The organism is Thermus sp. FJN-A, from assembly GCF_054655095.1.
Genome location: NZ_BAAHSC010000163.1, coordinates 33,545 through 56,829, shown reverse-complemented (window position 1 = coordinate 56,829; position 23,285 = coordinate 33,545). Strand labels below are relative to the sequence as shown.

At 69.4% G+C, this 23,285-nt stretch carries 23 protein-coding genes; 9 read left to right on the top strand and 14 right to left on the bottom strand.

The window, feature by feature from the left end; all coding sequences use genetic code 11:
• Positions 1–27: 27 nt before the first annotated feature.
• Genes ACYQ0J_RS01115 through ACYQ0J_RS01100 form a run of 4 tightly spaced genes read left to right on the top strand, consistent with a single transcriptional unit; the run spans position 28 to position 5,611 of the window.
• Positions 28–1,221 carry a carbohydrate ABC transporter permease gene (locus tag ACYQ0J_RS01115; RefSeq protein WP_460170351.1) on the top strand — a complete coding sequence of 398 codons (1,194 nt, stop codon included), beginning with the start codon at positions 28–30 and terminating at the stop codon, positions 1,219–1,221.
• A complete protein-coding gene (locus ACYQ0J_RS01110) occupies positions 1,211–2,404 on the top strand; it encodes a carbohydrate ABC transporter permease (RefSeq protein ID WP_460170350.1) in 1,194 nt (397 codons plus the stop codon). Before ACYQ0J_RS01115 ends, ACYQ0J_RS01110 begins: the two co-directional genes overlap by 11 nt.
• Before the next feature lie 55 nt (positions 2,405–2,459).
• Positions 2,460–3,713, top strand: a complete 1,254-nt coding sequence (locus tag ACYQ0J_RS01105; protein ID WP_460170349.1) for an ABC transporter substrate-binding protein — start codon at positions 2,460–2,462, stop codon at positions 3,711–3,713.
• A 47-nt stretch (positions 3,714–3,760) separates the two neighbouring features.
• Positions 3,761–5,611: an aldehyde ferredoxin oxidoreductase family protein gene (locus ACYQ0J_RS01100; RefSeq protein WP_460170348.1), complete on the top strand. Its 1,851-nt coding sequence runs from the start codon at positions 3,761–3,763 to the stop codon at positions 5,609–5,611.
• Here ACYQ0J_RS01100 and ACYQ0J_RS01095 read toward each other — a convergent pair.
• The 6 genes from ACYQ0J_RS01095 to ACYQ0J_RS01070 are packed head-to-tail and all read right to left on the bottom strand — an operon-like array spanning position 5,608 to position 10,608.
• Positions 5,608–6,282 carry a DUF58 domain-containing protein gene (locus ACYQ0J_RS01095; protein ID WP_460170347.1) on the bottom strand — a complete coding sequence of 225 codons (675 nt, stop codon included), beginning with the start codon at positions 6,280–6,282 and terminating at the stop codon, positions 5,608–5,610. The genes ACYQ0J_RS01100 and ACYQ0J_RS01095 overlap by 4 nt on opposite strands.
• A complete protein-coding gene (locus ACYQ0J_RS01090) occupies positions 6,279–8,042 on the bottom strand; it encodes an adenosylcobalamin-dependent ribonucleoside-diphosphate reductase (protein WP_460170346.1) in 1,764 nt (587 codons plus the stop codon). Before ACYQ0J_RS01090 ends, ACYQ0J_RS01095 begins: the two co-directional genes overlap by 4 nt.
• A 30-nt stretch (positions 8,043–8,072) precedes the next feature.
• Positions 8,073–9,041: a class II fructose-bisphosphatase gene (gene glpX, locus ACYQ0J_RS01085; protein WP_460170345.1), complete on the bottom strand. Its 969-nt coding sequence runs from the start codon at positions 9,039–9,041 to the stop codon at positions 8,073–8,075.
• Positions 9,042–9,048: 7 nt separating this feature from the next.
• Positions 9,049–9,675: a bifunctional phosphoribosyl-AMP cyclohydrolase/phosphoribosyl-ATP diphosphatase HisIE gene (gene hisIE / locus ACYQ0J_RS01080; protein ID WP_460170344.1), complete on the bottom strand. Its 627-nt coding sequence runs from the start codon at positions 9,673–9,675 to the stop codon at positions 9,049–9,051.
• A gap of 4 nt (positions 9,676–9,679) precedes the next feature.
• The gene (gene hisF / locus ACYQ0J_RS01075) at positions 9,680–10,438 is read right to left on the bottom strand and encodes an imidazole glycerol phosphate synthase subunit HisF (RefSeq protein ID WP_460170343.1); all 759 of its coding nucleotides are present in this window, start codon (positions 10,436–10,438) and stop codon (positions 9,680–9,682) included.
• Positions 10,435–10,608, bottom strand: coding sequence for a hypothetical protein (locus ACYQ0J_RS01070; RefSeq protein WP_460170342.1), 174 nt, complete (start codon positions 10,606–10,608; stop codon positions 10,435–10,437). The genes hisF and ACYQ0J_RS01070 overlap by 4 nt, the downstream gene beginning before the upstream one ends.
• Positions 10,609–10,663: 55 nt before the next feature.
• Here ACYQ0J_RS01070 and trmFO point away from each other — a divergent pair, with 55 nt between their 5' ends.
• On the top strand, positions 10,664–12,010 hold the full coding sequence (gene trmFO, locus ACYQ0J_RS01065; protein WP_460170341.1) for a methylenetetrahydrofolate--tRNA-(uracil(54)-C(5))-methyltransferase (FADH(2)-oxidizing) TrmFO: 1,347 nt from the start codon (positions 10,664–10,666) through the stop codon (positions 12,008–12,010).
• Here trmFO and ACYQ0J_RS01060 read toward each other — a convergent pair.
• The 6 genes from ACYQ0J_RS01060 to uvrC are packed head-to-tail and all read right to left on the bottom strand — an operon-like array spanning position 11,954 to position 19,280.
• Positions 11,954–13,423, bottom strand: a complete 1,470-nt coding sequence (locus tag ACYQ0J_RS01060; protein ID WP_460170340.1) for a Mur ligase family protein — start codon at positions 13,421–13,423, stop codon at positions 11,954–11,956. The two genes, trmFO and ACYQ0J_RS01060, sit on opposite strands and share 57 nt — an antisense overlap.
• Complete coding sequence (locus ACYQ0J_RS01055) at positions 13,420–14,028, bottom strand: deoxynucleoside kinase (protein WP_460170339.1); 609 nt, start codon at positions 14,026–14,028, stop codon at positions 13,420–13,422. Before ACYQ0J_RS01055 ends, ACYQ0J_RS01060 begins: the two co-directional genes overlap by 4 nt.
• 2 nt (positions 14,029–14,030) lie before the next feature.
• A complete protein-coding gene (locus ACYQ0J_RS01050; RefSeq protein ID WP_460170436.1) occupies positions 14,031–14,630 on the bottom strand; it encodes a deoxynucleoside kinase in 600 nt (199 codons plus the stop codon).
• A 42-nt stretch (positions 14,631–14,672) separates the two neighbouring features.
• Positions 14,673–15,716 (bottom strand): S1C family serine protease, encoded by a 1,044-nt coding sequence (locus ACYQ0J_RS01045; RefSeq protein ID WP_460170338.1) that lies wholly within the window; start codon positions 15,714–15,716, stop codon positions 14,673–14,675.
• A 4-nt stretch (positions 15,717–15,720) separates the two neighbouring features.
• The gene (locus ACYQ0J_RS01040) at positions 15,721–17,499 is read right to left on the bottom strand and encodes an arginine--tRNA ligase (RefSeq protein ID WP_460170337.1); all 1,779 of its coding nucleotides are present in this window, start codon (positions 17,497–17,499) and stop codon (positions 15,721–15,723) included.
• Positions 17,499–19,280 carry an excinuclease ABC subunit UvrC gene (gene uvrC, locus ACYQ0J_RS01035; protein WP_460170336.1) on the bottom strand — a complete coding sequence of 594 codons (1,782 nt, stop codon included), beginning with the start codon at positions 19,278–19,280 and terminating at the stop codon, positions 17,499–17,501. The genes ACYQ0J_RS01040 and uvrC overlap by 1 nt, the downstream gene beginning before the upstream one ends.
• Before the next feature lie 14 nt (positions 19,281–19,294).
• Here uvrC and ACYQ0J_RS01030 point away from each other — a divergent pair, with 14 nt between their 5' ends.
• Complete coding sequence (locus tag ACYQ0J_RS01030; RefSeq protein ID WP_460170335.1) at positions 19,295–20,257, top strand: dipeptidase; 963 nt, start codon at positions 19,295–19,297, stop codon at positions 20,255–20,257.
• On the opposite strand, the gene ACYQ0J_RS01025 is transcribed toward ACYQ0J_RS01030, so the two are convergent.
• Positions 20,240–20,644 carry a PaaI family thioesterase gene (locus ACYQ0J_RS01025; protein WP_460170334.1) on the bottom strand — a complete coding sequence of 135 codons (405 nt, stop codon included), beginning with the start codon at positions 20,642–20,644 and terminating at the stop codon, positions 20,240–20,242. The two genes, ACYQ0J_RS01030 and ACYQ0J_RS01025, sit on opposite strands and share 18 nt — an antisense overlap.
• A 22-nt stretch (positions 20,645–20,666) precedes the next feature.
• Between ACYQ0J_RS01025 and ACYQ0J_RS01020 the strand changes: the two genes are divergently transcribed.
• The 3 genes from ACYQ0J_RS01020 to ACYQ0J_RS01010 are packed head-to-tail and all read left to right on the top strand — an operon-like array spanning position 20,667 to position 22,123.
• On the top strand, positions 20,667–21,299 hold the full coding sequence (locus ACYQ0J_RS01020) for an alpha/beta hydrolase (protein ID WP_460170333.1): 633 nt from the start codon (positions 20,667–20,669) through the stop codon (positions 21,297–21,299).
• The gene (locus tag ACYQ0J_RS01015; protein WP_460170332.1) at positions 21,296–21,658 is read left to right on the top strand and encodes an alpha/beta fold hydrolase; all 363 of its coding nucleotides are present in this window, start codon (positions 21,296–21,298) and stop codon (positions 21,656–21,658) included. Before ACYQ0J_RS01020 ends, ACYQ0J_RS01015 begins: the two co-directional genes overlap by 4 nt.
• Positions 21,659–21,682: 24 nt before the next feature.
• Complete coding sequence (locus ACYQ0J_RS01010) at positions 21,683–22,123, top strand: hypothetical protein (protein ID WP_460170331.1); 441 nt, start codon at positions 21,683–21,685, stop codon at positions 22,121–22,123.
• A gap of 111 nt (positions 22,124–22,234) precedes the next feature.
• Here the strand turns inward: ACYQ0J_RS01010 and truD are convergent, their stop codons facing one another.
• Positions 22,235–23,281 (bottom strand): tRNA pseudouridine(13) synthase TruD, encoded by a 1,047-nt coding sequence (truD, locus tag ACYQ0J_RS01005; RefSeq protein ID WP_460170330.1) that lies wholly within the window; start codon positions 23,279–23,281, stop codon positions 22,235–22,237.
• Between the last annotated feature and the right edge of the window lie 4 nt (positions 23,282–23,285).

Genomic DNA, 23,285 nt, shown 5'->3' with positions numbered 1-23,285 from the left:
AAGGCCCCTGATATACTCCGGCTCGGAATGCGGGGTTTCCCCTTGCATCTGCTCCTGGGGCTTGGCGCCCTCCTCACCCTGGCGGGCTATGCGGGCCGCCTCGGCTTCCTGGCCACGCCAGCGCTGGGGGCGGGCCTGGCCGTGTACGGGTTGCTGGCCCTTTGGGGCCTGCGCTTCGGCCTGCGCCATGCCCTCCTCCTTCTGGGGCTTTTCGCCCCCTGGTTTCCCCCGGCCCCCTTTCTGGCCCCCCTCTTGTTCGCTTGGCTCTTCGCCCGGGACCTGAGCGAGAAGGAACAGGGGGCCTTTTACGGCTGGGCCCTGGTCTGGCCCGCCTTGGCCCTCCTTTTGGTCTGGCACGTTTTCCCCACCTTCTACGCCTTTTACCTGAGCCTCTTTGAGCGGGTGAACTTCCTGCGTCCCGCGGCCTTCGCCGGGCTGGAGAACTACCGCATCCTCCTCGAGGACCCCCTCTTCTGGAAGGCCTTGGGCAACACCTTCTGGTATGTGGTCTTCACCGTTCCCCTGGGCCTCTTGCTGGCCACGGGGGTGGCCATCTTGCTGAACACCGGGGTGGCTTTTTTGGGCTTTTACCGCACCCTTTTCTTCCTCCCTTACATTACGGCCCTTACGGCGGCGGCGGCGGTTTGGCGCTGGATCTACCACCCGGAGTTCGGCTTCCTGAACTGGCTCCTCCGTACCCCGGGCCTGGACTGGCTGAACACACCCACCGGGGTCTTCGCCCTGCTCCTGAGGCCTTTGGGGGTGGAGGTGCAAGGCTTTTGGGCCGGCCCCAGCCTGGCCTTCTTGGCCATCATGGTCATGAGCGTGTGGCACTTTTTGGGTTACCAGGTGGTGATCCTGTTGGCGGGGCTCCAGGCCATCCCCAAGGAGTACTACGAGGCGGCCGCGCTGGACGGGGCCACCTTCTGGCAGCGCCACCGCTTCATCACCTGGCCCCTCCTTTCCCCCACCACCTTCTTCCTCTTCACCCTGGGGCTCATCGGGGCCTTCCAGGTCTTCACCCAGGTGTACGTGCTCACCCCCACGGGGGGGGTGTTGCAGGATACCCTGACCCTGGCCTTTTACCTCTACAACAAGGGCTTCCGCGACTCCGACTTCTCCTACGCCAGCGCCATCGCCATGGTCACCTTCCTGCTCATCCTGGCCCTCACCCTGCTCCAGCGCCGGGTCCTGGAGAGGCGGGTGAACTATGAGATTTAGCCTTTCCGCCCTTGGGGTGCACCTGGTCCTCCTGGTGGGGGGGGTGATCATGGCCTTCCCCTTCTACTGGATGCTGGCCACCAGCTTGAAAAGCCCGCAGGAGGCCCTGCAGGCCCAGCCCGTGTGGGTGCCGGAGCGCATGAAGCCCGGGAACTGGGTGCGGGCGGCCAGGCTGGGGGAAAGCCCCTGGTGGGGCGGCCTGGGGCCGGGAAGAAGCGTGGAGCTGGTCTTTCCCGGAAAGGAGGGGCGCCCGCCCCGGGCCTTTGTGCCCCGGGTCCCGGGGGCCTTCCACGACCCCCGGGCCGAGGGTACCCGGGTGGAGGTGGCCTACCGGGAGGGCGCATGGCGGGTGCGCCTCACCAACGAAAGCGGGGAAGCCTTCCGGGCCTTGCCCTTGGTGGTCCTCTGGCCCAAGGAGGAGCCCTGGCAGGCGCCCCTGCCCCCGGACGCGGTGCGCTCCCAGGGGGAGGCCTGGCGGCTGGAGTGGGTCAACGTGGTGCCTGGGGCCTTGGGCTACGTGTTCCACAACTACCTGGAGGCCTGGCACGCGGCCCCGTGGGGCCGGTATTTCTGGAACAGCTTCTTCACCGCCCTCACCCAGGTGGCGGTGGGCCTTTTCCTCGCCGCCATGGCGGCCTTTGCCCTGGCCCGCATCCCCTTCCCGGGCAAGGACGCGGTCTTCGTGCTGATCCTGGCCACCATGATGGTCCCCGGGGAGGTGCTCCTCATCCCCAACTACGTCCTCCTGGCCCGGTTGGGCTGGCTGGACACCTACTACGCCCTCATCGTCCCCTGGCTGGCCTCGGTGTTCGGCATCTTCCTCCTGCGGCAGTTTTACCTCTCCCTCCCCCAGGACCTCTTTGACGCCGCCAGGATTGACGGGGCCGGCTACCTCACCCAGCTTTTCCGCATCGCCTTGCCCTTGAGCCTGCCGGGGCTCGTTTCCTACGGGATCTTCACCTTCTTGGGGGCCTACAACGCCTTGCTCTGGCCCCTTATCGTCACCCAGAGCCCGGAGATGCGCACGGTCCAGCTGGGCCTCCAGGCCTTTGTTTCCGAGGCCGGTTCGGACTACGGGGCCCTGATGGCGGCCAGCACCTTCGTGATCCTTCCCGTCATCCTCGGCTACTTTTTGGCCCAGCGCCAGTTCATCCAGGGCATCGCCCGCTCGGGGCTCAAGTGAGCTTGAAGATGCTCTGACAAAAGACGGGGTATACTTTGCCCGGAGGTGCGCGGGTATGAGAAAAGCGCTCTTGCTAGCGGCGGTACTGGGGCTGGCCCTCGCCCAGCAGGCCAAGCCGGAAGAGGTCATCAAGGAGCAGTGCGCCAAGGCCAAGGTGGTGGCCGAACTCTGGCATGGCTTCACCGGCGGGGCGCCCAAGGCCGCCCTTGAGAACCTGGTGGTGGAGTTCAACAAGGGGCAGCAGGGACGGTGCGTCCGCCCCGTGCCCCAGGGAAGCTACCGGGACCTCTCCACCAAGATCAAGGCGGCCTTCGCCGCCGGGAAGGTGCCCGCCATGGCCCAGGCCTACGAGAACAACATCGCCTTGTACCTGGAGGCCAAGGCCCTTCTGCCCATCGAGGCCTTGGGGGTGAAGCTCCAGGGGGTGAGCCTCAGCTTCCTGAACGCGGTGCGCTTTGGGGGCGTGGTCTACGGGGTGCCCTTTAACAAGAGCATCCAGGTCCTTTACCACAACAAGGACCTCCTGCGGAAGCACGGGGCCAAGGTGCCGGCCAGCCTCGAGGAGTTCGTGGCCCTAAGCAAGAGGCTCTCCCAGGCGGAGGGCGGGCCCGTCTACTGGTTCCAGCCCGATGCCTCCACCTTTGCCTACTTCTTCTTCAACCTGGGCGGCAGCTACCTGAAAAACGGCAAGCTGGTTCTGAACAGCAAGGAGGCGGTGGAGGCCCTCACCCTCTTGCAGAACGGGGTCAAGGAGGGTTGGGCCAAGGCCATCACCTCCGGCTACATCAACCAGAACCTGGGCTCGGGCCCCTATGCCTTCAGCGTGGACACCTCGGCGGGCTACACCTACTACCGCCAGGGGGCCAAGTTTGACCTAGGGGTGGCCACCCTCCCCGGACGGGCCAAGGGCCAGCCCGGCTACGGCCTGGTGCAGGGCACCAACCTGGTGGTCTTCCGCCACGCTGCCAAGGAGGAGCAGGCGGTGGCCAAGGACTTCCTTCAGTTCGTCCTCTCCCCCAAGGCCCAGGCGGTCTTCGCCACCGCCACCGGGTACGTGCCCGTGGCCGAGGCGGCCCTGAAGGAGCCCGTCTACCAGGCTTACGCCGCCGAGAACCCCGACTTCGCCACCATCGTGCGCCAGAGCCGCTACGCCAAGTTTGAGCCCGCCTTGGCGGAGTGGGAGCAGATCCGCTTTGACATCCTGGGCCAGGCGGTGAAGGAGGCCATCCTGAACAAGGCGGACCCCAAGGCCGCCTTGGACAAGGCCCAGAAGCTGGCGGAGGATCTCCTTTCCGGCAAGACCCGCTGATGCCCTCGCGACCTGGCCTTTGGCCGCAGGCGGGGTAAACTTTGGGCATGCCCAAGGGATATCACGACCGCGTGGCTTTCGTGGACCTCTCCACGGGGCGGATCTGGTACGAGGCGTTCGGCGAGGCCTTCTGGCGGAGGTTCCTCGGGGGGAGGGCCCTCGCCGCCTACCTCCTCCTCAGGCACGTTCCCCAAGGAGCCCACCCCCTGGGGCCGGAAAACGCCTTGATCTTCGCCCCGGGGGTCCTCACCGGCACCCCCATCTCCGGCTCGGGCCGGAACACCGTGGCCGCCAAAAGCCCCCTCACCGGGGGGTACGGGGACGCGGAGGGCGGGGGGTTTTTCGGGGCGGAGCTCAAGAACGCGGGCCTGGATGCCCTGGTGGTTTTAGGCCAGGCGGAGGAACCCGTTTACCTGCACGTGGAAGGGGGCGAGGTGGCCCTCCACCCTGCGCCCCACCTCTGGGGCAAGGACCCCCTGGAGGTGGAGGCCCTCATCAAGGAGGCCCACGGGGGGAACACCCGCATTGCCCAGATCGGCCTTGCCGGGGAGCACCGGGTCCTCACCGCCAACGTGATCCACGACCTGGCCCACTTCGCCGGGAGGGGGGGCCTGGGGGCGGTGATGGGGGCCAAAAGGCTCAAGGCGGTTTCCGCCCGGGCCAGGAAGGACACCCTCCCCCCTTACCACGACCCGGCCCTCCTTAAGGAGCTCGCCCGGCGCATGGCCAAGGAGCGCATGGACCGGGCGGCGGGCCTCGTCACCATGGGCACCGTGGGCACGGTGAAGCCCTTCAACCTGAGGGGGGTCCTCCCCAGCCACAACTTCCTGGATGGCTTCCTCGAGGGGGCCGAGGCCCTGGACGGCACCAGCCTGGACGCACTTGGCATCCGCATCGGGCGCGATACCTGCTACGCCTGCGCCATCCGCTGCAAGCAGGTGGTGAAGATCGAGGGCACGGGCAGGTACGACGTGCGCCCCGAGTACGGGGGGCCGGAGTACGAGGGGCTTGGGGCCTTAGGTTCCACCTGCGGGGTCACCGACCCCTACTTGGTCACCAAGGCCAACACCCTCTGCAACCAGTACGGCCTGGACGTGATCGGGGTGGGGGTGACCATCGCCTGCGCCATGGAGGCGGTGGAGAAGGGCTATTTGGACGACGAGGGCCTGGGCCTGAGGTTCGGCAACGGGGATGCCCTCATCGCCGCCATAGAGAAGCTGGCGCGGCGGGAGGGAAGGCTTGGGGAACTCCTCGCCCAAGGGGCAAAGCGCCTCGCCGAGGGCCTGGGCCACCCGGAGCTCGCCATGCACGTGAAGGGGCAGGAGGTGCCCATGCACGACCCCCGCTATAAGCGGGCCCTGGGTGTGGGCTACGCGGTGAGCCCCACGGGGGCGGACCACAACCACAACCTGCACGACACCGCCTTCGCCAAGGAGGGGAAGGCCCTGAAGGAGCTCCGCTTCTACGGGGAAAACTTCGGCCCCCTGCCCATAGAGGACCTCTCCGAGGCCAAGATCCGGATGCTCTGGACCAAGACCCGGGAGCGGGGCTTCGTGAACAGCCTGGTGCTCTGCGACTTCGTCCCCTGGTCCCCGGAGGAGTGGCAGGAGGCCCTCTATGCCGCCACGGGCTGGCGGCTTTCCCCGGAGGAGATGCTGGAGGTGGGGGAGAGGACCCTGCAGCTCACCCGGCTCTTTAACCTGCGGGAAGGGGTTCCCCCCGAGGAGGACCGCTTGCCGGAGCGCTTCTTCCAGCCTTTCCGCCGGGGGAACCCGGAGGCCTCCTTGGACCCCCTGGCCTTCCGGGAGGCGGTCAAGGCCTATTGGCGGCTCGCCGGGTGGGAGAAGGGGGTGGACCCTGCCCGCCTAAAGGCCTTGGGCCTCGAGGCGGGGGACTAAAGGGGCTCCAGCACCCCCTGCCGGAGGAGGGCGGCCAGGGGGGGCTCCCCCACCCTCAGGAGAGCGTAGCGCCCCCGGAGGAGGGCGAGGAGCCGGAGGGCCTTCAGGTGGGCGGCCAGGGCCTCCTTGTAGGCCCGCACCTCCTCCGGCCCCACGGGTAGGCTTGCCCCGGTTTCCACGTCCTTTAGCAGGGCCTCCCGCCAGGGGGGGGAGAGCTCCAGGGGGGAGAGCACCTGCACCAGGACCACCCGCCGGGGGAGGACCCTGGCCCAGGGCAGGGGGTCCAGGCCGTCGGTGAGGAGGACCAAGGTGCCCCGGCCCGGGGCCCTTTCCCCGGGCTTTCCCCGGAAGAGCCGGGCCAGGGGGTCCTCCTGGCGGGCGAGGCGGAGGAGAAGCTTGGCCACCTCCTCCGCGTAGGGGAGTTTGCCGTGGAGGCGCATGCTCTCGCTTTCGTCCAGGAAGAGGCGGAAGCGGTTCCGCTCCGGGGCCGTCTCCACCCGGGTGTAAAGCCTGCCCGTCTTGGCGTAGGCCCGCCAGTGAACCCTCCGCACCTCGTCCCCCGGGGCGTAGGGGCGGAGCTCGTAGAACTCCCCTCCCAGGCCCTTCCTGCGGGCGAGGCGCTCCCCGGGGTAAGGGAGGTAGGGCTTGGTGGCGATGCGGTAGCGGGTCATGCCCTCTCGCAGAAGGTGCAGACCCCCAAGGGGGGCAGGGGTTCTATCACCTCCTCCCGGCTCCCCTCCCGGAAGACCGTGATCCCCTTGCACCCCTCCCGCCAGGCGGTGAGGAAGAGCTTTTCCACCGCCTCCTTCGGGGTTTCCCTGGGCAGGTTCACCGTGGAGGAGATGCTCTGGTCCACGTGCCGTTGCAAGGCGGCCTGCAGGCGGACCCGCTGCACGGGGTCCACGGTGTGGGCCGTGGGCCAGTCGGGGACCTCCCCGCCCCGCTCCCGGCGGTAGCGCCGGAGGAGGGGGTGCTCCGCCAAGTAGGCCTGCCCCCCGGCGTGGCGCAGGTAGGTGAGGGCGAAGATGGGCTCAATGCCGCTCGTGACCCCAGCCAGGATGGAGATGGAGCCCGTGGGGGCGATGGAGAGGAGGGCGGCGTTCCGCAGGCCCTTTTCCACCTCCCGGACCAGGTCCAAAGGGAGGGCCTGGATGAAGGGGCTCTTGAGGTGCTCCCTGGGCGCGAAGGCGGGGAAGGGGCCCCGCTCGTGGGCCAGGCGGGCGCTTTCCCCATAGGCGGCCTCCTTGATGCGTCGCATCACCTCCTCCGCCAGGCGGATGGCCTCCTCGGAGGCGTAGGGGAGGCCCAGCATGGCCAGCATGTCCGCGAGGCCCATCACCCCGAGGCCGATGCGGCGGCTCCTTAGGGAGGCTTCCCTTTGCGCCCTTAGGGGATGGCGGTTCTTGCCCAGGTCCACCACCGCGTCCAAAAAGCGCACCGCCCACCGGGTGGCCTCCTCCAGCTCGGCGTAGTCCAGCCGGGCCCTTGCGGTGAAGGGCTCCTTCACGAAGGCGGCGAGGTTTAGGCTCCCCAGGTTGCAGGCCCCGTAGGGCTCCATGGGCACCTCGCCGCACACGTTCACCCCTTGCACCTCCATCCCCCCGTACTGGGCGGTGGCCCAGGTGCGGATGCGGTCCCAGAAGAGGAGGCCGGGCTCGGCGCTCTGCCAGGCCGCCTCCACCAGGGCCTCCCAGGCCTCCTTGGCCCGGAGGGTGGCCGTGATCCTCTCCCTGGGGGTGGTGAAGGAAAGCGTCCAGGTCTCGTCGGCCAGGGCCGCCTGCAGGAAGGCGTCCGAGGCCCTTAGGGAGATGTTGGCGTGGCGCACGCGGCTCCGCTCGGGGTCGGTCTTGGCCCGGATGAACTCCAGAAGCTCGGGATGGGTGTCGGAAAAGGTGAGCATGAGGGCCCCCCGCCTCCCCCCGCTCGCCCCCATGACCCCGGCCAGGGTGGAGAAGAGCTCCATGAAGCTCACCGCCCCCGAGCTCTCCACCCCGGCGTTCCCCACCTTGGCCCCCTTGGGGCGGAGGACGTCGGCGTTGGTTCCCACCCCGCCCCCGTAGGCGAAGGTCCTTGCCGCCTCGTCCAGAAAGCGGGTGATGCCCCTCACCGAGTCCTCCCGGATGGGGAGGAAGTAGCAGTTGAAGAGGGTGCTCTTGCGCCAGTTGCCGAGGCCGAAGAGGATGCGCCCCCCGGGGACGAAGCGGAAGCCGGAGAAAAGCCAGAGGAACCTCTCCTCCCCGCCCTTCTCCACCCGGGCGGCCTCGCGGGCGAGCCTTTGCCACATCTCCTCGGGGGTGGCCTCGAGGAGCCGCCCCTCCGGGTCCCGCAGGGCGTAACGCTGCAGGAACACCGCGGCCCTCAGCTCGTCGCCCCCGAAGAACGCCAGGGCGAGCCTCTGGGCCTCCTCTTCCGCGTAGGTGCGCCGGGGCACGCCTTTAGTCTACCCCTTTCCCCTCGTGCCTTAGACCCGGATGGTCACCCGGGCCCCCGTCTCAAAGAGATGGATAGAGTCTATAAAGCGCACGATGCGGGTGGCGTGGCCCATGACGATGGAATGGGTCCTCGCCCCTCCCCCGAAGAACCGCACCCCCTGGAGGATGTCCCCGTCGGTGATGCCCGTGGCCGCGAAGACGATCTCCCGCCCCGGGGCCAGGTCCTCCGTGCGGTAGACCCGGTTCTCGTCCCCGCCCATGGCCCTGAGCCGGGCCCTTTCCTCCTCGTTTTGCGGGGTGAAGCGGGCCTGGATCTCCCCGCCCAGGCACTTCAAAGCGGCTGCGGCCAAAACCCCTTCCGGGGCCCCGCCGATGCCCATGACCGCGTGGACCCCGGTGCCCCGGATGGCGGCGGCCAGGGCGGCGATCACGTCCCCGTCGGAGATCAGCTTGACCCTGGCCCCCGCTTCCCGGATCTCCCGGATGAGCCTTTCGTGCCGGGGGCGGTCCAGGACCACGATGACCAGGTCCTCCACCGCGCGCTGGAGGGCGAGGGCCAAGGCCTTGAGGTTGGCGGAGACCGGCCAGGTGAGGTCCACGAGACCTGCGGCGGGCGGGGGGACGATGAGCTTTTCCATGTACATGTCGGGGGCGTGGAAAAGCCCGCCCTTTTCGCTGATGGCGATCACGGTCACGGCGTTGGGCAGGCCCTTGGCGGCGGTGGTGGTGCCCTCCACGGGGTCCACGGCGATGTCCACCTCCACCCCGCCTTGGCCCAGCACCTCCCCGATGTAGAGCATGGGGGCCTCGTCCATCTCCCCCTCGCCGATGACCACGGTGCCCTTGATGGGAAGCTCGTTCAGCACCCGGCGCATGGCCTCGGTGCCCGCCTCGTCCACGGCCTCCTTGTCCCCTTTGCCCGCGTAGCGGCTCGCGAAGAGGGCGGCCTGCTCCGTGACCCGAACCACCTCGAGGACCAGCCTGCGCTCGATTTCCATGGTTCCATCATATAGGGCCGCGGGGCCGGTGCCGTTCCCAGAGGGTCTTCGCCAGGTCCTCGGGCCTGAGGCCAAGCTCCGCCAGGGTGAGGAGGAGGTGGAAGAAGAGGTCCGCCGCCTCGTGGCGGAGTTCCTCGGGGCTTCCGTTCTTGGCGGCGAGGATGACCTCCCCCGCCTCCTCCCCGATCTTCTTCAGGATGCGGTCCAGGCCCTCCCGGTGGAGCCTGGCCACGTAGCTCCCCTCGGGGAGGGTCTTTAGGCGCTCCTCGAGGGTGGCGTAGACCTGGCCCACCACGAAGCCCAGGTCCTTTTCCCCCTCTAGGAGTGCCCGGTGGAAGCAGGTCCTCTCCCCGGTGTGGCAGGCGGGCCCGTGGGGGATGACCCGGTAGACCACCGCGTCCCCGTCGCAGTCCAGGAGGACCTCCACCACCTCCTGGTGGTGCCCAGAGGTCTCCCCCTTGCGCCAAAGCGCTTGGCGGCTTCGGCTGTAGAAGGTGCTCCGCCTGGTCCTTAGGGTTTCCTCCAGGGCCTCCCGGTTGGCGTAGGCCAGGGTGAGGACCTCCCCGGTGCGGGCGTCCTGGACCACCACGGGGACGAGGCCCCTTTCGTCAAAGCGCACGGCGGCAAGGTCCATGCTCCTAGTCTAGCCGCACGGGGAGGCCTTTTTCCGAAAGGTAGCGCTTGAGTTCTGGGATAGGGATCTCCCCGAAGTGGAAGACGCTTGCCGCCAAGGCGGCCTCGGCCCCGGCCTGGAAGGCCTCGAGGAAGTGCTCTACCCGCCCGGCCCCGCCGCTTGCGATCACCGGCACCCCCACCGCCTCGGCCACCATGCGGGTGAGCCTGAGGTCATACCCCTCCTTGGTGCCGTCCCGGTCCATGCTGGTGAGGAGGATCTCCCCCGCGCCGAGCTCGGCCCCCTTCACCGCCCACTCCACCGCGTGGAGGCCCGTGGGCACGCGCCCCCCCGCCACGTAGACCTCGGGGAAGTCGCCCCGCCACCTGGCGTCTATGGCCAGGACCACCGCCTGGGCCCCGAAGTGGTCGGAAAGCTCCCCGATGAGCCCAGGCCGCTTCACGGCGGCGGAGTTCACGCTCACCTTGTCGGCCCCCGCAAGGAGGAGCCTGCGGGCGTCCTCCAGGGAGCGCACCCCCCCGCCCACGGTGAGGGGGATGAAGACGCTCTCGGCCACCCTCGCCACCACGTCCAGGAGGATGGCCCGCTCCTCGTGGGTGGCGGAGATGTCCAAAAAGACGAGCTCGTCGGCCCCCGCCTCGTCGTAGGCCCGGGCCGCCGCCACGGGGTCCCCGGCGTCTTTTAGGTTCACGAAGTTCACCCCCTTGACCACGCGGCCCGCGTGGACGTCCAGGCAGGGGATGATGCGCTTGGCCAGGCTCATAGGGGAGGCTGGAAGAGGAGCTCCGCCTGGGGCAGGAGGAGGGGGGCGACCTTTTCGCCCTTGGCGATCCGGAAGCGGCCCTCCATGGGTTCCCGGTGGGCCTCGAGGCCCTCCCGGGTGAGGCGCCAGACCTTGGGAAGGCCTGCCCTCCGGAACCGGTGTCGCACCATGATGGCCATTATAGCCCACTTTCCCCAGGGCCTTTTCGGTGCTAGCATCTAAAGGATGGAACGGGTGAACGTGGTGGGCGGGGGCCTCGCGGGAAGCGAGGCTGCCTGGACCCTCTTGCGCCTGGGCGTTCCCGTGCGCCTTTTTGAGATGCGCCCCAAGCGGATGACCCCGGCCCACGCCACGGGGCACCTGGCGGAGATCGTCTGCTCCAACTCCCTGGGCGGGGAGGGCCCCACCAACGCCAAGGGGCTTCTACAGGCGGAGATGCGCCAGGCGGGAAGCCTGGTCATGGAGGCGGCGGAAAGGGCCCGGGTTCCCGCCGGGGGGGCCTTGGCCGTGGACCGGGAGGAGTTCAGCGGCCACATCACGGAAAGGCTCTCCCGGCACCCCCTCCTCGAGGTGGTGCGGGAGGAGGTGCAGGAGATTCCCCCTGGGGTCACCCTCCTCGCCACGGGGCCCCTCACCTCCGAGGCCCTGGCCGAGGCCTTGAAGCGGCGCTTTGGCGACCACTTCCTCGCCTACTACGACGCCGCAAGCCCCATCGTCCTCCACGAGAGCATTGACCTCACCAAGTGCTTCCGCGCGGGCCGCTACGGCCAGAGCGCCGACTACCTCAACTGCCCCATGACGGAGGAGGAGTACCGGCGCTTCCACCAGGCCCTCCTCGAGGCGGAGCGCCACACCCCCCACGCCTGGGAGAAGCTGGAGTTCTTCGAGGCCTGCGTCCCCGTGGAGGAGCTGGCCCAAAGGGGCTACCAGACCCTGCTCTATGGCCCCATGAAGCCCGTGGGGCTCGTGGATCCCCGCACGGGCAAGGAGCCCTTCGCCGTGGTGCAGCTCCGACAGGAGGACAAGGCGGGGCGCATGTGGAGCCTGGTGGGGTTCCAGACGGGGCTCAAGTGGCCCGAGCAGAAGCGCCTCATCCAGATGATCCCGGGCCTGGAGAACGCCGAGATCGTCCGCTACGGGGTGATGCACCGGAACACCTACCTGAACGCCCCGAGGCTCCTTGCGGAGACCCTGGAGTTCAAGGAGGCGGAGGGGCTCTTCGCCGCCGGGGTGCTGGCGGGGGTGGAGGGGTATTTGGAGAGCGCCGCCACGGGCTTCCTGGCGGGTTTGAACGCGGCGAGGCGCTTCCTCGGCCTCTCCCCCGTGGCGCCCCCGGAGGAGAGCATGCTAGGGGGGCTCGTGCGCTACCTGGCCGCGGCAAACCCGGAGGGCTTCCAGCCCATGTACGCCAACTGGGGCCTGGTGCCCCCGGTGGAGGGGCGGATGGGGAAGAAGGAGAAGCGGGAGGCCATGTACCAAAGGGGCCTCCAGGCCTTCGCCCACTGGGTTAGCGCCCTAAGGCCGCCCCTTCCCGGGGCGAGGCCCCTGGTCCAGGAGGCCCAGGGCCTTTAGGGCCACCGCCCGCTCGTCCCAGGGGAGGGCCTCGTTCCCCCGCTCCAGGGTGCGCTCGTGCCCCTTACCCGAAAGGAGCACCGTGTCCCCCTCCCGGGCCTCGGCCAGGGCCCGGAGGATGGCCTCCTCCCGGTCCGGCACCAGTTCAAAGACCCCCCCCTCCCGCCGCGCCGCCTGGGCGAGGGCCTCGAGGATGGCCGCCAGGGGCTCCGTGCGGTGGTCCTCCTCGGTGAAGAAGGTCTTGTCCGCCAGGCGGGCCGCCACCTGGCCAATGTCCTCCCGCCGCTTGGGGTCCCGCTCCCCCGCCGCCCCCACCACCAGGAGGAGGCGGCCCCGGGTGGTCCGGCGCAGGGCCCTCAGGGCCTCCTCCAGGCTTTTCCCCGTGTGGGCGAAGTCAATGACCACCCGGAAGGGCTCGCTTTGGATCACCTCCATCCGCCCCGGTACCCCGGGGAAGGTGGCCAGGCCTTCCACCACCCCTTCCAGGGGCACGCCATAGGCCAAGGCGGCCGTGGCCGCCGCCAGGGCGTTTTCCAGGTTGTAGGCCCCCAGGAGGGGCAGGAAGGCGGGGCTTCTGCCCCAGGGGGTGTGGAGGGTGAAGCGGAGGCCCCCTTCCACCTCCCGCAGGTCCTCCCCCCACACCTCTCCCCCGGGGCCGAAGCGGAGGTGGGGCTTCCTTTGGAGTTCTTCCAGGTGGGGAAGGCGGGCGTTGAGGACCGCGAGGGCGGAGCGCTCCACCAGAAGGGCCTTGGCCCGGAAGTAGGCCTCCGGGGTGCCGTGCAGGTCCAGGTGGTCATCGGGGTAGAAGCTCACGAAAACCCCGAGGCCAAAGGCCAGGCCCTCCACCCGCTTGAGGGCCAGGGCGTGGCTGGAAACCTCCAGGACCGCCGCCTCCAGGCCCCGGTCCGCCGCCTCCTTGAGGAAGCCGTAGACCTCGGGGGCCTCGGGGGTGGTGAAGTGGCCCACGGGGGGCCGCGCCTCCTCCCCTAGCCTCAGCCCCACGGTGGAGAGGAGGGCCGCCCCCCTGCCCCCTCCCTGGAGGAGGTGGTGGAGGAGGGTGGCCGTGGTGCTCTTCCCCTTGGAGCCGGTCACCCCCAGGAGGAAAAGCCTGCGGTCGGGCTCCCCGTGGAGCCTGCGGGCCAGGTGGGCCAGGGCCTCCCGGGCGTCGGCCACCCGGAGGTAGGGGACGGGGAGGGAGAGGGCCTTTTCCCCCACCACCGCGATGGCCCCCCGGGCCAGGGCCTCGGGGATGTAGTCGTGGCCGTCCCGGGGTTGCCGGTGGGGGAGGGGCACCCCGGGCACGGCCACGAAGACGTAGCCTTCCTCCACCCGCCGGGAGTCCAGGGTGAGGCCCCGCACCCTTAGGGGTGGGGCTTCCAGGCCAAAGGGGGCGAGGAGTTCCCGGAGGGTCATGGGCCTAAGAGGGGGCGGAGGGCCTTAAGGAGCGCCCTCCGGTCCCCTTCATTCTCCACGAAGTCCAAGGCGTCCGCCTCCACCACGTACACGGGGGAGAGGTCCCACGAGGCGATGAGCTCCTCGTAGAGGGCGCTCAGGCCCAGGAGGTAGGTATCGGGGATGGCCTGCTCAAAGGGGCGGCCCCGTTTGCGGATGCGCTCCCGTAAGGTGGGAAGGCTCGCCCGGAGGTAGATGAGGAGGTCGGGTTTCCTGAGGGCGGGGGCCACGCTTCCGAAGAGGTCCAGGTAGGTCTGCCAGTCCCGGGGGCTCAGGTGGCCTTGCCGGTAAAGGTGCTTTGCGAAGACGAAGGCGTCCTCGTAGATGGTGCGGTCCTGGACCACCGAGGCCTCCCCGTTCACCTCCAGGAGGTGCTGGCGGATCCTTCGGGCCAGGAAGAAGATCTGGGAGTGGAAGGCGTAGGCCCCCATCTCCCGATAAAAGTCTTCCAGGTAGGGGTTTTCGCTCACCGCCTCGTACACCGGCCTGAGGCGGAACGCTTCCGCCAGGAGGGCGGTGAGGGAACTCTTGCCGCTGCCGATGTTGCCGGCGATGGCCAGGTACATGGTTAGACGCCCAAGGAGAGGTGCCGCCTCACCACCGCCACCACCTTTTCCCGGTCGGGGCCTTCCTCGCTGTAGTCCAGGTGGTCCGCGGAAAGGACCAGAAGGGGATGGGGGTAGCGGGCGAAGTGGCGCTCGTAGGCCTCGCTCAGGGCCTCCAGGTAGCCGGGGTCCATGCCCTCCTCAAAGGGGCGGCCCCGTTTGCGGATGCGCTCCAGGAGCACGGGCACCGGGGCCTTGAGGTAGAGGGTGAGGTCGGGCGGGGGAAGCTTCAGGGAGAGCTCCCGGTAGAGCTCCAGGTAAAGGTCCCACTCGGGGCCTTCCAGGTTGAGGCTGGCGAAGATGGCGTCCTTGTCAAAGAGGTAGTCCGCCACCACCCCGCCGAAGAGGGGCCGCTCCCTTAAGCGGGAGAGCTGGCGGTACCGGGAGAGGAGGAAGAAGACCTGGGTCTTGAAGGCGTAGCGCCTCCGGTCCTGGTAGAAGAGGGGCAGAAAGGGGTTTTCCTCCACCACCTCCAGGAGGGGCTCGGCCCCAAGCTCGGTGGCCAGGAGCCGGGCCAAGGTGGTCTTGCCCACGCCGATGGGGCCTTCTATGGCGATGTACACGCCCATATCCTTACCGGACCGCCCCTTTCCCGCAAGCCCAGGTTACCCCCGCGGCCGGGCCACCATGGTCAGGGTGACCTCGAGCTTGCGCCCTTCCCGCCAGAGGGTGAGGCGCACCCGGTCCCCCGGGCGGTAACGGGCGATGAGCCGCACCACCTCGGCCTTGTTCTTCACCGCCTTGCCGTTCACCGCCAGGATCACGTCCCCCAGGGCCAGAAGCCTCCCCTGGGCATCCCGCTGGGCCCCGCGGAGTCCGGCGCGGGCCGCGGGGCCTCCCGGCTCCACCCGGTCCACCATGGCCCCTTGGGTGGTGGTGAGGCCGAGGGCCCGGAGGAGCACGGGGGGAAGCTCGTCCAGGCTCACCAGGCTGGCCCCCAGCCAGCCCCGCTGGGGGATGCCGAAGCGCTCCAGGTCCTGGACGCTCTGGGCCACCAGCTCCGCGGGGATGGCCACCCCTATGCCCCCCACCCCCGAGGGGCCCCCCACCACGTCCGCCACCACGCCGATGACCTCCCCCTGCAGGTTCATGAGGGGGCTTCCCGAGTTGCCCACGGTGAGGGGGGCATCGGTGTAAAGGTACTCCCCCACCTCCACCCCCACGCTGGGGTCGGGGGTGGGCACCTCCAGGGGGCCTATCCCCGCCAGGATGCCGTAGGAGGCCAAGGGTCCCTGGCCGAAGGGAAAGCCCACCAGCACCACCCCCATCCCCAGGGGCAGGCTGCTGGGACTCACCCGGCTAAAGGCCAAGACCCCCGGGGCCTGCACCCCCCGCACCGTGAGGAGGGCGATGTCGATGCCGGGGTCCACCGCAAAGCGCTCCGCGGGGAAGGTGCGGCCGTCGGGGAGGCGGAGGGTGAGGTTGGTGAGGTCCTGCACCACGTGGTAGTTGGTGACCACCCGGAAGGGGCTCACGAAGAAGCCGGTCCCCACCACCTGGTCCTCCCCGGGGAGGGTGGGGGAGCCCTGGACCCGCACCACGGCGGGCAGGGCCCGCTTGATCACCTGGCTCCGGGCCACCTCCTCGGGGGAGGCCAGGCGCTGCCCCAGGGCGAGGAGGAGGAAGAGGGCCAGGAAGAGGAGGCGCATGGCCTTACATTACCTCAGGGGCGGGGATGCCCAGGAGGGAAAGCCCGGTGCGGAGGGTTTCCTGCAGGCTCCGCACCAGGCCCAGCCGGAGCTCGCGGAGGCCCGGGGGGGCGGTGAGGACGGGGGTGGCGGGGCGCCCCTCCTCCTTGGCGTTGTAGTAGGCGTTCCAGCTGGCGGAGAGGTCCAGGAGGAACTGGGCCAAGACGTGGGGCGTCTTGGCCTCCGCCGCCTCCAGCACGGCCTCCTCGAAGTCCAGGAGGGCCAGGGCCAGCTCCCGCTCGTAGGGGGTGGCCTGGGCGAGGTCCGCCTCGCCCCACGCCCCGGCCTTGCGCAGGATGCTGTGGGCCCGGGCGTGGGCGTACTGCACGTAGGGGCCCGTGTCCCCCTCAAAGGAGAGGGCCTCGGCGTAGCGGAAGTCTATCTGCTTCTTGGGCTCGGTCTTCACCATGGCGAAGCGGATGGCCCCCAGGGCCACCATCTTGGCCGCCTCGGCCTTGGCGGGGTGCTCGGGGTTTTTCTCCTCTATGACCGATAGGGCCCGCCTTTCCGCCTCCTCCAGCACCTCGTCCACGCTCACCGCCAGGCCCTTCCTGCCCGACATCTGCCTGCCTTCCAGGAGAACGGTCTCGTAGGCCAGGTGGAAGGCGCCTTCCGCCAGGTCCGGCCTCCCCGCCAGGGCCAGGGCCGCCCGCACCAGGGCCTGGGGGTGGCTTTGGCGCACGTCGATCACGTTGATGGTCTCCTGGGCCCTTGGGGTGTAGGGCTCCCCCTCGGGGGCGCTGGTCCTGAGGCCAGGGTAGAAGGGGTTCTCGTAAGGGCGGAAGTAGAGGCCGGAAAGGAGGCCCATCTTCCAGAACTGGAAGGCGATGTCCTTGGCGTAGTAGGTGGCGGCCCCTCCGGAGCGCACCAGGACGAAGTAGGGGTCCTCGAGGCCGGGAATGAAGGGGCTCGCGTCCATCACCAGGGCCCCGGCGTACTTGCCCTCGGTGGGGCGGAAGACGTGGGGGCTCCGCTCCAGGATGGCCAAGGCCTCCTGGAGAAGCCCCGCCCGCACGATGTCCGACTCCCACACCAAGAGGTCGTAGTGGGCCCCCAGGGCCTTCATGGTCGCCATCTGGGCCAGGAGGATGCGGTTCACCTCCTCCCTGAGCTCCCCCCGCTCCAGGGCGTGGAGCACCTCCGCGATGCCCTCTTGCAGGCCCTCGTAGTCCGGGTCCTGGTGCAGGCGCACGTAGGCCCTCCCGGCGAAGTGGTCGTACTTCTCCTTCCCGTCCCAGGTGAGGCCGTAGTGCCGCAGGGCGAAGAGGGTCTCCGCCGCCTGACGGCCGGTGTCGTCAATGTAGTTGAGGACCAGGACCTCCCGGCCCGCGTAGGCCAGGATGCGGGCCAGGGAGTCCCCCAGGGCGATGTTCCTCAGATGGCCCACGTGGAGCTCCTTGTTGGGGTTCACCGAGGTGTGCTCCACCAGGACCAGACCCTCCCTCTTGGGGAAGGGCCTCCTGGGCTTCAGGGCCTCCCGGAGGAGGTCTTCCGTGCGAAGCCTAAAGTTCAGGTACCCCCCCACCGGCAGGGCTTCCTCCACGAAGGAGGGGAGTTCCAGGCGCTCTTTGAGCTCTAAGGCGATGGCCTGGGGCGGCTTCTTGAGCTCCTTGGCCAGGGCGAAGAGGGGGACCCCGTAGTCCCCCGGCTTGTCCTTGGGGGCCTTGGCCACCTTCAGGCGGAGGTCTAGGCCCATGGCCTTCAGGGCCTGGTGGAGGGCCTCTTCCAGGGCGCGGCGCACCATCAGGGGGCTATCTTACCAGCCAGGGCCTCCTTGAGGGCCTGGGCCGCCTGGCGGCTCATGCCGGGCAGGCGGGCGAGCTCCTCCAGGGGGGCTTCCCTCAGGGCCTTTAGCCCTCCGTAGCGCTCCAGGAGGAGGCGCCTCCGCTTCTCCCCGATCCCGGGGATGCCCTGGAGGACCCGGAAGAGCTCCTCGCTCCGCCGCCTCTGGTGGTAGCGGAGACCGTTTTGGTGGGCCTCGTCCCGGAGGTGGATGAGGAGCCTGAGGGCGGGGTGGCTCAGGGGAAGGCGGATTTCCCGGCCCTCCGGGGTGAAGAGGACCTCTTCCCTCTTGGCAAGCCCCACCAGGGGAACCTTAAGCCCGGCCCGCTCCAGGGCCCTTTGCGCCGCCCGCACCTGGCCTGGGCCGCCGTCTATGAGGAGGAGGTCGGGGAGGGGGAGGTCCTTGAGGCCGCCCGTGAAGCGGCGGTAGACCCCCTCCTCCATGGCGGCGTAGTCGTCGTTCCCCGCCCGAAGGCGCATCCTGCGGTACTCCCCTCGCTTGGGCCTTCCCCCCTCGAAGACCGCCAGGGAGAAGACGCGGGCCTGGCCCTGCAGGTGGCTCACGTCGTAGCCCTCGAGGCGGAAAGGGCGCGTGGGGAGCCCCAGGAGCTCCTGGAGGGCCTTGAGGGCGGGGTGGTCCCCCCGCTTCTCCAGGAGCTTGAGCTCCGCCTCCAGGGCCAGCCGGGCGTTTTTCTCGGCGAGCTCAAGAAGCCGCGCCTTCTCTCCCCGCTTGGGCACCCGGAGCTCCACCTTCCGCCCGGCCCGGCGGCGGAGGAGCTCCTCCAGGCTTTCCAGGCCTTCCAAGGGGAAGGGGAGGAGGACCAGGGGCGGGAGGGGGGAGGCCTCGAGGTAGTAGTCCCGGAGGAAGGCCCAGAGGACCTCCTCGTCCGTGGCCTCCTCCTTTTCCACCACCCGGCTGATGCGGCCCAGGATCCGCCCCGAGCGCACCTGGTAGAGCTGGACCACGGCGAGGGCCCCGGAGCGGGCAAGGCCCAGGAAGTCCAGGTCCCCCATCTTGGGGTCAAAGGCCTGCTGGGCGGAGGAGAAGAAGGCCCTTAGGGCCTCCATCTGGTCCCGGATCTCCGCCGCCCGCTCAAACTCAAGCCGCCTCGCCGCCTCCCGCATCTTCGCCTTAAGCTCCTCCAGAAGCTCCTCCACCCTCCCCTCCAGCACCGCCTCCACCTGGCGCACCACCTCCTGGTAGGCCTTTGGGTCCGCCAGGCCCACGCAAGGGGCGAGGCACCGCCCCATGCTGTGGTTCAGGCAGGGGAAGCGCCTTTTCTTCATGGGGTAGCCCGAGTTCTTGCGCAAGGGGAAGTGGCGGTCAATGAGGGTCTTGATGCGGCGAAGCGCTCCCGCCTCGGGGAAGGGCCCGTAGTACTTGGCCCCGTCCTCCTCCACCCGCCGCACCACGAGGAGGGTGGGGAAGGGCTCCTTGGTGAGCTTGAGGAAGGGGTAGTGCTTGTCGTCCTTGAGGAGGACGTTGTAGGGGGGGCGGTGGGCCTTGATGAGGTTGGCCTCGAGGAGAAGGGCCTCCACCTCGTCCCGGGTGGCGATGAAATCCAGCCCCGTGGCCTCCTCGGCGATGCGGAAGGCCTTGCCCTCCGCGTGGAAGTAGCTCCGCACCCGGGCGCGGAGGTTCTTGGCCTTCCCCACGTAGAGCACCCTTTCCCCCTGCCGCCACAGGTAGACCCCGGGGGCCTCGGGGAGGGGAGGGAGGTCTTGGACCCGCACGCCCTCCATTGTAGAGTCCGGGCATGGAGCCCGTCATGGTGGACGCCCACCTGGACCTGGCCTGGAACGCCCGTGCTCTGGGGCGGGACCTCACCCTGCCCCTAGAGGCCCTCCGCGCCCAGGACCCCCACCCCGAAACCCCCCTGGTGAGCCTGGTGAGCCTCAGGGAAGCCGGGGTGGCCGTGGCCTTCGCCACCCTCTTCGCGGACCCGAAGGAGGGGGGAAGGGAGGACTGGGAGGAGGAGGTCTACGCCCAGCTCGCCCTCTACGAGGCCTGGGAAGCGCGGGGCCTGGTGCGGATCCTGCGGGAGGGGAAGGACCTCGAGGCCCACCTGGCCCGCTACCCAGAGGACGGGGTTTTGGGCCTGGTCCTCCTCCTGGAAGGGGCCCACGCCCTCGGGCACCCCAAGGACCTCGGGCCCTTGCGGGAGAGGGGCCTGAGGCTCCTTTCCCTCACCTGGGCCACCCGGAACCCCTACGCGGGGGGGAACGGGGAGGAGGGCCCCCTCACGGAGGCAGGGAAGGCCCTGTTGCGGGAGATGGCGGCCTTGGGGGTGGCCCTGGACCTCTCCCACCTGGCGGAGGAGGCGGCCTGGGAGGCCCTTAGGGTCTTCCCGGGCCCCGTGTGCGCCACCCACGCCAACGCCCGGGCCCTGGTGCCCTCTCCCCGCCACCTTTCCGACGGGCTCCTCCTGGCCCTCAAGGAGCGGGGGGGCGTCCTGGGGCTGGTGCCCTTCAACGCCTTCCTGGACTCCTCTTGGCGGCGGGGCATGGGGCGGCTTTCCCTGGAGGCCTTTCTCCGGCACAAGGCCCACGCCGAGGCCCTCTTGGGGAGGGAAGGGGTGGGGCTGGGCACGGACTGGGACGGGGGGTTTGGCCTCGAGGCGGTGCCCCTGGGCCTGGAGCGCCACCGGGACTTGCGGGCCCTGGGGGATGCAGGCTTCTTGGGGCTGAACTGGCTCCGCTGGTTAAGCTCCTGGTTCTAGGGGCACCACCGCCAGGGTGCAGCGGCTTGCCGCCAAAAGCCGCCCCTCCTCGTCGTAGACCTTCACCTCCCAAACCTGGGTGGTGCGGCCCAGGTGCAGAGGCTTGCCCACGGCCCGGATCGTCCCTTCCCGCTTCTTGCGGAGGTGGTTGCAGTTGATCTCCAGGCCGAAGGCCGCATGCCCCGGGGGGCAGTTCAGAAACCCGCCGATGCTGGCCACGCTCTCCGCCAGGGCCACCGTGGCCCCCCCGTGGAGGAAGCCGAAGGGCTGGTGGACCTTGGGGGAGACCGGAAGCTCCGCCACCACCTCCTCGGGCGCCAGCTTCAGGTAGCGCACGCCCAGGGTGCCGTCCAGGGTTTCCCGGCCCAAGACGCTTTCCAGGTCCATGCCCTGGAGTATAAAGGGGGGCGTGGGCGAGGTACGGGTGTTCCCTGGGCTTTTAGCCCCCCCTGCGGGCCTTGGTTTTCTCGCGGGGCTACCCTCGGAGGAGGGGCTTCACCTGGTGGCCTTCGGGGAGGGGGCCTTGGAGGCCCTGCGGGTGGCCTTCCGGGAGGGGGCCAGGAGCCTGGTCCTCCTTTCTCCCATCCTGCGCAAGGATGCCCTGCTCTCCGCCAGGCTCGCCGCCCTCCGCTTCGGCCTGGAGCAAGGAGGGGTGGAGGGGTTCGCCACCGTGGGCCGGGCCCTCTTCTTCGGGCCCTCCAGCGTGGGCAGCGAGGAGATCTACCAGGCCTGGAAGGAGGGGCTTTCCCAGGAGGCCCTTCGGGCCTGGCTGGACCGCTTGGAGGGCCTCGCCGACGAGCGCCGCTGGCTCCGGGCCACGGAGGCCCGGGTGCTGGTGGTCCAGGGGGCCCTGGACGCCTTCACCCCGCCCCACCACGGCAAGGAGGTGGCGGACTTCGCCAAGGGGGAGGCCCTGCGCTTCGCCCTGGAGGGGGCGGGGCACCTGGTGCCCTGGGAGGCCGGGGAAGAGGTGCAGGACCTGGTGGCGGACTTCCTTCTGGGGAAGGGGTTCAGGCCTCTACCCGGGGGGCTTGCCCTATGAGGCGCACCGGCTACCTGCACCTCTACGGCCTGAACCTGGTCTTTGACCGGGTGGGGAAGGGGCCTGTGGTGCTCCTCCTGGCGGAGGAGGCCTCCTCCTGGCCGGAGGCCCTCCCCCCGGGGTACACCTTCTACCTCCTGGACCTGCCCGGCTTCGGCCGCACCGGGGGGCCCGCCATGGCCCCCGAGGAGCTGGCGGAGTACGTGGCGGGGTTTTTGGTGATGCTGAACCTGGGTTCCCCCCCCATCCTGGTGCGGGGGGTGGGGGAGGCGGTGGGGGCGGTGCTCCGGGAGCGGGGGTACCGGGTCCTGCCCGGGGGAGATCTGACAGCGGGGTTGTCAAGCGTTTTGGCCTTGTGATACCGTACCCTTGGGAGGTGTCCTATGAGAAAGGTTCTAGCTCTGCTGGTTGTGGCCTTCGGCCTCGCCTCGGCCCAGCTTTCCGTGGAAAACCTAAAGCCTTCCCTGGCCGTCATCGGTGGGACCCAGGGCTTTGGCCTGGAGGTGTCCTGGCACTGCCTCCTCTTCCAGCCCCCCGTGGGGGAGGTGCGCCCGGCCCTGGACCTGGCCTATGACGTGAATAAGAACGTGAACGCCGCCTTCCTCTTCCGCTACCTCTACCCCGTGGCGGAGGGCCTGAGGGCGGGGGCGGGCCTGGGGGTGAGCATCCCCAGCCTGAACTTTGGCGACACGCGCTTCTACTTCCGGGCGGACGCGGAGTACGACCTGGAGAGCACCCTAAAGACCCCCCTCTTCCTAGGTGGGGACGTGGGAATGGCGGGCGGGATGCCTGCGGCGCAGCTGAAGCTGGGCTACCGCTTCTAGGACCCCCTTATACCCTTTTTCCCAGCTTCGTTCGCCCCACTGCTGCCCAAAATCCCCGCCGGAGCCTTTTGCCGGGGTCCCCATGCTGGCGCAAGCCAGCATGGGGTGGTATTACTCCCACAAGGCCTCCTCCGGGGCATCCACTTCCCGCTTCATCACCTCCCGGAGGAGGCTTGTGGCGTAGCTGCCCTTGGGGAGGAAGAAGGAAAGCCAAAGGCCCTCCGGGCCCGCTTCCACCTGCCACTCCGAAAGGGGCACCCGGATGGGCCTTCGCGCCCCCCGGCGGGCGCGGAAATCCTCCCGCCTGAGGCCGTAGCGGGCCAGGACCTCGTCCTCCAGGGCCCTGGCTTCCCCTTGGGCTTCCGGGTACTTCTTGCCGAAGAGGGGCCCCGTGGCGCTGATTTCCAGCCTTAGGGCCCTTTCCGCCTCCTCCAGGGCCTCCACCAGGAACTCCCCCCCGGTGGCGTGCTTCTTGGCCCAGTCCCCCGGGATCACCCGGTCGTAGAGGCCGCGCTCCATCCTGAGGGCCACCCAGTCGTTGAAGAGGAGGCTTTGCAGGCTGCCGATGAGGAAGCGCTTGAGCCAGGGGCTTCCCCGTCCCTTGCCCTCCTTCACCAGCCGGTAGCCCCGCACCGGGTTCAGCCCCCCAAGGCCGAAGCGCTGGGGGCCGTAGTAGTTGGGGACCCCTTTTTCCTGGAGGACCTTGAGGATGGCCTCGGCCCGTTCCCGCTCCCTGGCCCCCCGGATGAGGATCCGGAAGCGGTTCCCCCTGAGGTGGCCGGTGCGGAGCTTGTTGGTGTGGAGGTTGGCCTCTAGGAGCCTCACCCCCCTCAGGTTTTCCAGGAGGCAGAGGGCGTCCTCGTGGGCCCGGGGGATGGAGAACCACTGGCGGGTGCGGGCGTGCTTGTCCTTGAGCCCCGCCACCCCGATGGCCTTCTCGGGCACCCCCACCTCGTCCCGCAGGAACTCAAAGACCTGCCGGGTGGTGAGGCCCTCCTTCTCCAGGAGGAGGTAGAGGTGCTCCCCTTCCCCCTTGGGGAGGTAGGCGGGCACCTCCTCCACCTGGAAGTCCTCGGGGAGAAGGCGGATCACCCCCCCCACGCCGGGGAGGTGGGGCGTCAGGTAGGGGTAGCGCTCGGGGCGGTAGACGAGGTCCATCCCC

Coding starts and splice junctions, on each gene's coding strand:
- ACYQ0J_RS01055 (WP_460170339.1), bottom strand. CDS start 14,028: ATGTACCTGGCCATCGCCGGCAACATCGGCAGCGGCAAGAGTTCCCTC.
- uvrC (WP_460170336.1), bottom strand. CDS start 19,280: ATGGAGGGCGTGCGGGTCCAAGACCTCCCTCCCCTCCCCGAGGCCCCC.
- ACYQ0J_RS01015 (WP_460170332.1), top strand. CDS start 21,296: ATGAGGCGCACCGGCTACCTGCACCTCTACGGCCTGAACCTGGTCTTT.
- ACYQ0J_RS01100 (WP_460170348.1), top strand. CDS start 3,761: ATGCCCAAGGGATATCACGACCGCGTGGCTTTCGTGGACCTCTCCACG.
- ACYQ0J_RS01030 (WP_460170335.1), top strand. CDS start 19,295: ATGGAGCCCGTCATGGTGGACGCCCACCTGGACCTGGCCTGGAACGCC.
- ACYQ0J_RS01010 (WP_460170331.1), top strand. CDS start 21,683: ATGAGAAAGGTTCTAGCTCTGCTGGTTGTGGCCTTCGGCCTCGCCTCG.
- ACYQ0J_RS01025 (WP_460170334.1), bottom strand. CDS start 20,644: ATGGACCTGGAAAGCGTCTTGGGCCGGGAAACCCTGGACGGCACCCTG.
- glpX (WP_460170345.1), bottom strand. CDS start 9,041: ATGGAAATCGAGCGCAGGCTGGTCCTCGAGGTGGTTCGGGTCACGGAG.
- ACYQ0J_RS01110 (WP_460170350.1), top strand. CDS start 1,211: ATGAGATTTAGCCTTTCCGCCCTTGGGGTGCACCTGGTCCTCCTGGTG.
- ACYQ0J_RS01070 (WP_460170342.1), bottom strand. CDS start 10,608: ATGGTGCGACACCGGTTCCGGAGGGCAGGCCTTCCCAAGGTCTGGCGC.
- ACYQ0J_RS01040 (WP_460170337.1), bottom strand. CDS start 17,499: ATGGTGCGCCGCGCCCTGGAAGAGGCCCTCCACCAGGCCCTGAAGGCC.
- ACYQ0J_RS01095 (WP_460170347.1), bottom strand. CDS start 6,282: ATGACCCGCTACCGCATCGCCACCAAGCCCTACCTCCCTTACCCCGGG.
- ACYQ0J_RS01045 (WP_460170338.1), bottom strand. CDS start 15,716: ATGCGCCTCCTCTTCCTGGCCCTCTTCCTCCTCCTCGCCCTGGGGCAG.
- trmFO (WP_460170341.1), top strand. CDS start 10,664: ATGGAACGGGTGAACGTGGTGGGCGGGGGCCTCGCGGGAAGCGAGGCT.
- hisIE (WP_460170344.1), bottom strand. CDS start 9,675: ATGGACCTTGCCGCCGTGCGCTTTGACGAAAGGGGCCTCGTCCCCGTG.
- ACYQ0J_RS01115 (WP_460170351.1), top strand. CDS start 28: ATGCGGGGTTTCCCCTTGCATCTGCTCCTGGGGCTTGGCGCCCTCCTC.
- ACYQ0J_RS01060 (WP_460170340.1), bottom strand. CDS start 13,423: ATGACCCTCCGGGAACTCCTCGCCCCCTTTGGCCTGGAAGCCCCACCC.
- hisF (WP_460170343.1), bottom strand. CDS start 10,438: ATGAGCCTGGCCAAGCGCATCATCCCCTGCCTGGACGTCCACGCGGGC.
- ACYQ0J_RS01105 (WP_460170349.1), top strand. CDS start 2,460: ATGAGAAAAGCGCTCTTGCTAGCGGCGGTACTGGGGCTGGCCCTCGCC.
- truD (WP_460170330.1), bottom strand. CDS start 23,281: ATGGACCTCGTCTACCGCCCCGAGCGCTACCCCTACCTGACGCCCCAC.